The sequence below is a fragment of the Kitasatospora sp. NPDC091257 genome, assembly GCF_044757675.1.
Lineage (GTDB): Bacteria > Actinomycetota > Actinomycetes > Streptomycetales > Streptomycetaceae > Kitasatospora > Kitasatospora lactacystinica.
Window position 1 is genome coordinate 1 of the sequence record NZ_JBIVVI010000393.1, and the last position, 7,042, is coordinate 7,042.

7 protein-coding genes are annotated in these 7,042 nt (G+C 72.2%); 3 read left to right on the forward strand and 4 right to left on the reverse strand.

The genetic code is table 11. The features are described from left to right. The first annotated feature begins 60 nt into the window (after positions 1-60). Positions 61-255 carry a hypothetical protein gene (locus ACIQOV_RS19400; protein WP_380456687.1) on the forward strand — a complete coding sequence of 65 codons (195 nt, stop codon included), beginning with the start codon at positions 61-63 and terminating at the stop codon, positions 253-255. Between the two features lie 97 nt (positions 256-352). On the opposite strand, the gene ACIQOV_RS19405 is transcribed toward ACIQOV_RS19400, so the two are convergent. Both ACIQOV_RS19405 and ACIQOV_RS19410 read right to left on the reverse strand, forming a co-directional pair. Continuing rightward, entirely contained in the window at positions 353-1,702 is a 1,350-nt protein-coding gene (locus tag ACIQOV_RS19405) for a class I SAM-dependent RNA methyltransferase (protein WP_387695368.1), read from the reverse strand. 371 nt (positions 1,703-2,073) lie between these two features. Next, positions 2,074-4,149 carry an APC family permease gene (locus tag ACIQOV_RS19410; RefSeq protein ID WP_380546579.1) on the reverse strand — a complete coding sequence of 692 codons (2,076 nt, stop codon included), beginning with the start codon at positions 4,147-4,149 and terminating at the stop codon, positions 2,074-2,076. A 248-nt stretch (positions 4,150-4,397) separates the two neighbouring features. Between ACIQOV_RS19410 and ACIQOV_RS19415 the strand changes: the two genes are divergently transcribed. Further along, positions 4,398-5,066: a TrkA family potassium uptake protein gene (locus ACIQOV_RS19415; protein ID WP_359909907.1), complete on the forward strand. Its 669-nt coding sequence runs from the start codon at positions 4,398-4,400 to the stop codon at positions 5,064-5,066. Then, positions 5,066-5,737, forward strand: coding sequence for a TrkA family potassium uptake protein (locus ACIQOV_RS19420; protein ID WP_359909904.1), 672 nt, complete (start codon positions 5,066-5,068; stop codon positions 5,735-5,737). The genes ACIQOV_RS19415 and ACIQOV_RS19420 overlap by 1 nt, the downstream gene beginning before the upstream one ends. 93 nt (positions 5,738-5,830) lie before the next feature. On the opposite strand, the gene ACIQOV_RS19425 is transcribed toward ACIQOV_RS19420, so the two are convergent. Both ACIQOV_RS19425 and ACIQOV_RS19430 read right to left on the reverse strand, forming a co-directional pair. Then, positions 5,831-6,553, reverse strand: a complete 723-nt coding sequence (locus ACIQOV_RS19425) for a DUF3159 domain-containing protein (protein WP_359909901.1) — start codon at positions 6,551-6,553, stop codon at positions 5,831-5,833. 2 nt (positions 6,554-6,555) lie between these two features. Next, positions 6,556-6,963 (reverse strand): OB-fold nucleic acid binding domain-containing protein, encoded by a 408-nt coding sequence (locus tag ACIQOV_RS19430; protein ID WP_359909898.1) that lies wholly within the window; start codon positions 6,961-6,963, stop codon positions 6,556-6,558. Between the last annotated feature and the right edge of the window lie 79 nt (positions 6,964-7,042).

Here is a 7,042-nt window from a genome sequence, read left to right on the forward strand (position 1 = left end):
TGTTGGGCCAGCCGGAGGTGCAGACGAGCGGCGGGCGCCGACCGGTGCGGAGGCCTACCGATGACAGCCATGTTCGACCAGGAGCTGCGCGAGCAGCTCGCCCAGGCCCGCCGGGACCTCGCGGCGGCCCGGGCCGAGGAGGACGCCGACGGCGTCCAGGCGTACGAGGGCCGGGTCGCCGCGCTCCTGCGGCTCGCCGCCCAGCACGGCATCGACCTGCCGCACAGCGTCGACGAGGAGGAGCACAACGAGTAGCCGGCCCCGGACGCGGCAGGAGGCGGCCACCCCGAACGGGTGACCGCCTCCTGCCGTGACTCCCGACGCCCGGGATCAGCCCGGGATCAGCCCGGAATCACTGCCCGACCGGCTCCAGGATCGCCACGCACTCGAAGTGGTGGGTCATCGGGAACAGGTCGAAGGCCCGCAGCGACACCGGACGGTAGCCGCCCTCGCGGAAAAACTTCAGGTCCCGCGCGAGCGCCGCCGGGTCGCAGGCCACGTACGCGATCCGGCGCGCCTCCAGGCCGACCAGGTGGGCGACGGTCTCGCGGCCCGCGCCCGAGCGCGGCGGGTCCAGCACGACCAGGTCGGTGGCGGTGATACCGGTGCGCGGCAGCAGCGTCTCGACCCGGTCGCACTCGATCTGCACGTTGTCCAGCGCGGCCAGGTTGTGCCGGGCGTCGACCACGGCCTGCTTGGCGGACTCGATGCCGAGCACCGCACCGTCCTCGCCGACCCGGTCGGCCAGCGCGCCCGCGAACAGGCCGACGCCGCAGTACAGGTCGAGCGCGTTCTCGCCCCACTGCGGGTCCAGCCCGTCCAGCACGGCGTCGACCAGGGTGTCCGGCGCCTCCGGGTGGATCTGCCAGAAGCCGCCGTTGCTGATCCGCCAGGTCCGCCCGGCGGCCCGCTCGCGCACGAAGCCGCGCCCGTGCACCTTGTGCACGTCGCCCTGCTCGTCCACCCGGGCGATCGACACCGGCTTGTCCAGCTCGACCAGCGGCAGCTGGGCGCCCGGCCGCGGGGTGAGCACCACCTGGCGGTCCGAGGAGCCGGTCGCGGCGATCACCTCGACGCTCGCCACCCCCGGCCAGTCGCGGGCCTCGATGCCCAGCTCGGTGACGCCCTCGGCGGCGATCAGGCAGCGGTCCACCGGCTGCACCTCGTGCGAGCGGTGCTTGCGCAGGCCGACCTTCCCGGTCCCGGCGTCGACCGCGTACTGCACCCGGGTGCGCCAGGCCGGCACCTGCCCGGCCGGAAGCTTGCCGCCGACCGGCTCGACGCTGCCGTCCCAGCCCGCCTCGGCCGGGGTGAGCCCGGCGAGCTTGGCCAGCTGCTCGGTCAGCACCGCCGCCTTGAGCTTGCGCTGCCCGCCCGGGGTGACGTGCTGCCAGTCGCAGCCGCCGCACTTGCCCGGACCGGCGAACGGGCAGGGCGCCTCGATCCGGTCCTTGGACGGCTCCAGCACCTCCACCGCGTCGGCCCGCAGGAACCGCGAGGTGGTGGTCCCGTCGGTCACCAGCGCGACGACCTTCTCACCGGGCAGCGCGTGCCGCACGAACAGCACCCGGCCCTCGTGCCGGGCCACGCAGTGCCCGCCGCCGTGCGCGACCGGGCCGACCTCGACCTCGTAGCGCTGCCCGGCCAGCGGCTCCCCGGACGGCGTCTCGGGCCGCGACGGCCGCGCGGCACCGGCGCGCAGCGCCTTGGGCGGCCGCACCGCCTGCTTGCGCGGCGCCTTCCGGCCGGCCCCGGCAGCGCCCTTCGGCGCGTCCTGGGCGGCACCCTTGCCGGCGCCCTTCGGCGCGCTCTTGCCGGAGGCCTTGCCGGCGGACGCCTTGCCCGCGGACGTCTTGCCCGCGGCGCCCTTGCCGGCGGCCGGCCCGGCGGGCTCCCGGTCCTCCCGCTCGCCCGGGACGATCGGCGCGGTGCGCGCGGTGAGGCCGTCGCGGTCGGTGGCCTCCGGACGGGCCGGCCGGCCCCAGCGCGGCCGGGAGACCTGCCCGGGCTGGGAGCCGCCCCGGCGGGCGCCCTTGCCGGAGGAGCCCGAGGAACGGGGCGGAGTGTTGCGGGTCACTGGGAGGAGTCCTTGCTGCGGTCGGAGGTGTCCCCGGCGTTCGAACCGGTGGAGACGGAATCCTTCGACTTTACGGCCTTCGGCGCGCGTGGCTCGCCACGCCGGACGGCACCCGGCGCCGACCAGGCCTTCTGCGGCTTGCGCCGCTCCGAGGACTCCAGCTGCCACGGTACCGAAGTGACCATCACACCGGGCTTGAACAGCAGCCGCCCCTTGAGCCGCAGCGCGCTCTGGTTGTGCAGCAGGTGCTCGTACCAGTGGCCGACCACGTACTCCGGGATGTAGACCGAGACCACGTCCCGCGGGCTGCTGCGCCGCAGGTTCTTCACGTAGTCCAGGACCGGCCCGGTGATCTCGCGGTACGGCGAGTCCAGCACCTTGAGCGGCACCTCGATGCCGCGCTCGTCCCACTCCCGCCGCAGCGCCGCGGTGTCCGCCGGGTCGACGTTGACCGTGACGGCCTCCAGCGTGTGGGCCCGGGCCAGCCTGGCGTACGCCAGGGCGCGCAGCGCCGGCTTGTGCAGCTTGGAGACCAGCACGATGGCGTGCACCCGGGTGGGCAGCACCACGTCGTCCGGCTCCTCGGCGGCGATGAGCTCGTCGGAGACCCGGTCGTAGTGCCGCCGGATGCCCTTCATCATCACGAACAGCACGGCCATCGCGGCGATCGCGATCCAGGCGTGGCTGATCTTGGTGACCAGGACGACGATCAGCACGGCCATGGTCATCACCAGGCCGAAGGCGTTGATCGCCCGGCTGCGCTGCATGTGGCGGCGCTTGGCCGGGTCGGTCTCGGTGCGCAGCAGCCGGGTCCAGTGCCGGATCATGCCGGACTGGCTCATGTTGAAGGCGACGAAGACGCCGACGATGTAGAGCTGGATCAGCCGGGTCGGGTCGGCGTCGAAGGCGAGGATCAGCAGGATCGCGGCGATCGCCAGCAGGATGATGCCGTTGGAGAAGGCCAGCCGGTCGCCGCGGGTGTGCAGCTGGCGCGGCAGGTAGCGGTCCTGGGCGAGGATCGAGCCGAGCACCGGGAAGCCGTTGAAGGCGGTGTTGGCGGCGAGCACCAGGATCAGCCCGGTGACGGCCGCGACGAAGTAGAAGCCGGGCGTGAAGTTGTTGAACACGGCCTCGCTGATCTGCGCCAGCGCGGTCTTCTGGTGGTAGTCCGGCGAGGTGCCGACGAGCTGTTCGGCCGGGTTCTCGGCCATCTGGACACCGGTCAGCCGGGCCAGCCAGATGATGCCCATGAACATCACGACGGCGATGCTCGCCATCATCAGCAGCGTGGTGGCCGCGTTCTTGCTCTTGGGCTTGCGGAAGGCCGGCACGCCGTTGGAGATCGCCTCGACACCGGTGAGCGCGGCACAGCCCGAGGAGAACGCCTTCAGCAGCAGGAACACCATCGCGAAGCCGGCCAGCGAGTCGTTGCCGGGAGTGGCGGCGAGGTGGAACCCGGCGCTCTCGGCGGGCATGTCCTGGCCGAGCACGAAGTGCCGGAACACCCCGTAGCCGACCATCCCGATCACGCCGACCATGAAGGCGTAGGTGGGAACGGCGAAGGCGCTCCCGGACTCGCGCACGCCTCGCAGGTTCATGCCCATCAGCAGCACGACCACGATCACCGACAGGACCGGTTCGTGGCCGCGCAGCGCGGGCACCGCGGAGACGACGTTGGCGACGCCCGAGGTGGTCGACACGGCCACGGTGAGCACGTAGTCGACCATCAGGGCGCTGGCGACCACCAGACCGGCGGCCGGACCGTGGTTGACGGTCGCGACCTCGTAGTCACCGCCACCACTGGGGTAGGCGTGCACGTTCTGCCGGTACGAGGCGACCACGGCGAGCATCACGATCGCCACGACGACGCCGATCTGCCAGGAGAAATGGATCGCCGAGGCGCCCGCGATGGAGAGGGTGAGCAGGATCTCCTCGGGGGCGTACGCGACCGAGGAGAGCGCGTCCGAGGCGAACACGGGCAGCGCGAGCCGCTTGGGCAGAAGCGTCTCGCCCAGCTTGTCGCTGCGTAGGGCGCGCCCGATCAGGATGCGTTTCGGAAGGTCAGTCGGCATAGGCACGTTAAGGAATCGTAGGGGCTCCCCGGTCAAGGCTCCGCCGTTTGTCCCCCCCTTCGTCGCGACTGCGTTCGGTGGACCGGCTAGCGTGTCGGATACGAGTCGGCGGGCAACACTCTGGTTGTCGAGCGTTGCCGGGTCGGCGCCCCCACGAGGAACCTCGTCCCGGACGACCGGGCGGGAAACGGAGCTGAACGGTGTTTGCGCAGGTCAAGGCCCCTTCGGGACGGGTGAGGTAAGCGCCGGTGCACATCGTGATCATGGGCTGCGGCCGCGTGGGCTCCGCCCTCGCCAGAGCCCTGGAGAAACAGGGCCACTCGGTGGCCGTGGTCGACCAGGACCCGACCGCGTTCCGCCGGCTGGGCGCCGGGTTCAACGGCCGCCGGGTCACCGGCGTCGGCTTCGACCAGGACACCCTGCGCGAGGCGGGCATCGAGGAGGCCGGCGCCTTCGCCGCGGTCTCCAGCGGCGACAACTCCAACATCATCGCCGCACGGGTGGCCCGGGAGAACTTCGGCGTCGAGAACGTCGCCGCCCGGATCTACGACCCCCGCCGCGCCGAGGTGTACCAGCGCCTGGGCATCCCCACCGTCGCGACGGTCCGCTGGACCGCCGACCAGATGCTGCGCCGACTGCTGCCGAGCGGCGCCGAGCCGCTGTGGCAGGACCCGAGCGGTGGCGTGCAGCTCGCCGAGGTCGCGTACGACCCGCGCTGGATCGGCCACCGGATCAGCAGGCTGGAGGAGGCCTCCGGCACCCGGGTGGCGTTCGTCACCCGGCTCGGCGAGGGAATGCTCCCCTCGCCGCAGATGGTGGTGCAGGAGGGCGACCTGGTGCACGTGATGCTGCGCCGGGCCGACCTGACGGCCGTCGAGGCCGCGTTCGCGCAGGGACCGAAGGAGGAGGGTCACTGATGCGGGTCGCCATTGCCGGGGCCGGTGCCGTGGGCCGCTCGATCGCGGGCGAGCTGCTGGAGAACGGCCACGAGGTCCTGCTGATAGACAAGAACCCCAACTCCATCTCGGTGGAGCGGGTTCCGATGGCGGAGTGGCTGCTGGCCGACGCCTGCGAGATCACCTCGCTGGACGAGGCCGCGCTCCAGCGCTGCCACGTGGTGATCGCCGCGACCGGTGACGACAAGGTCAACCTGGTCGTCTCGCTGCTCGCCAAGACCGAGTACGCGGTGCCGCGGGTGGTCGCCCGCGTGAACAACCCCAAGAACGAGTGGCTCTTCAACGAGTCCTGGGGCGTGGACGTCGCCGTCTCCACCCCGCGGCTGATGTCCGCGCTGGTCGAGGAGGCGGTCAGCGTCGGCGACCTGGTCCGCCTGATGCGCTTCAGCCAGGGCAACGCCAACCTGGTCGAACTGACCCTGGCCTCCGACACCGAGCTCGTCGGCATCCGGGTCGGCGACGTGGCCTGGCCGCAGGACACCGCGCTGGTGACCATCATCCGCGAGGGCCGGGTGCTGGTGCCGGGCAAGGACGACACCCTGGAGGGCGGCGACGAGCTGCTCTTCGTCGCCGCGCAGGAGCGCGAGGAGGAGCTGGAGCAGCTCCTCTCGGCGACCTCGGGCGCCCAGTAGCCCCGCGGGCACAGCGGAAGGGCCCGCACCCCTCGTCGGGGTGCGGGCCCTTCGCCGTCGTTCGGACCGGCCTCCCGGCCGACCGGGAGGCGGCTACTTCGCCGGCTCCTCCTCGTCCAGCTGCGCCTTGATCGGCGGCGGCGCCTTCAGCAGGATCTGCCAGGTCACGTACATCGCCAGCAGCATCGGCGGGATGCCGAGGGCGACCTTCAGCCAGCCCAGCAGGTTGACGTTGTGGGTGAAGTACAGCGGGAAGAGGATCACCGGCTTCAGGCCCATGATCAGCACCCAGGCCCAGGTCGCCTTGGTGTAGGCGGCCAGGCGGCCCGGGTTCTCCTTGCGCCAGGTGAACATCTCGCCGGTGATCGGGCCGAGCATCACCCCGATCATCGGCCAGCGCGCCAGCGCGGAGGCCGCCAGGGCGATGCAGTAGCCGACGTTCCAGAGCAGGCCGGGCAGGTAGAAGTCCTCGGCCTTGCCGCTCTTCATCGAGATCCAGGCGCCGAGGGCGACACCGAACACCCCGCTGAAGGCGTGCTGGATGGTCTGCCGCTTCGCCAGCCGGGCCACCACGAACAGGGCGCTCAGGCCCAGCGCGGCCCAGGCCGAGGTGCTGACCTGGTGGGTCAGGTTGTAGGTGACGATGAAGACCAGGCCTGGCAGCGTCATGTCGATCATGCCGCGCACGCCGCCGAAGGCCTGGAGCACGGTGTCGGCGGCCTCCTTGGAGGCGGCCCTGCGGGCGGCCTCCGCGTCCGCGGGGTCGACGGCCAGGTCGAGCTGGGCGGCGGCCTCGCCGCCGGGCTGGTTGCTCACGCTCATTCGCTCCCGTGTCCGACCGGACGCAGCTCATAGCGGGGGTTGAACAGCACGCGGCGCCCGCGTGCGTGACCGATGCGGCCGCTGGCGACCAGCCGGCGGCCGGGCTCTATCCCTGCGATCGAACGGCGGCCGAGCCAGACCACGTCCAGCGCCTCGGTACCGTCGAAGAGTTCGGCCTCCAGGGCGGGCACACCCGCCCGGGGGCGCAGCGTCACCGTGCGCAGCGTGCCTGCGACGGTGACCAGATCACGGTCCCCGCAGCCGGCGATCGGCGTGCAGCCGGACTCCGCGGCGATCTCCTGACGCAGCTCCTCGGCGTCCAGCTCCTCGGCCGAGGAGGTCAGCCGGCTGAGCATGCGGCGGAACCGCCCCTGCGGCTGGCCGCTGCTGTTGTCACCACTCATGTCGGAAGGGTACCGGGTTCCGGCCCCCCGGCGGCAGGTCGCTCGACCGCCGGGGGCGGCCGGGGTCAGCTCTCGAACC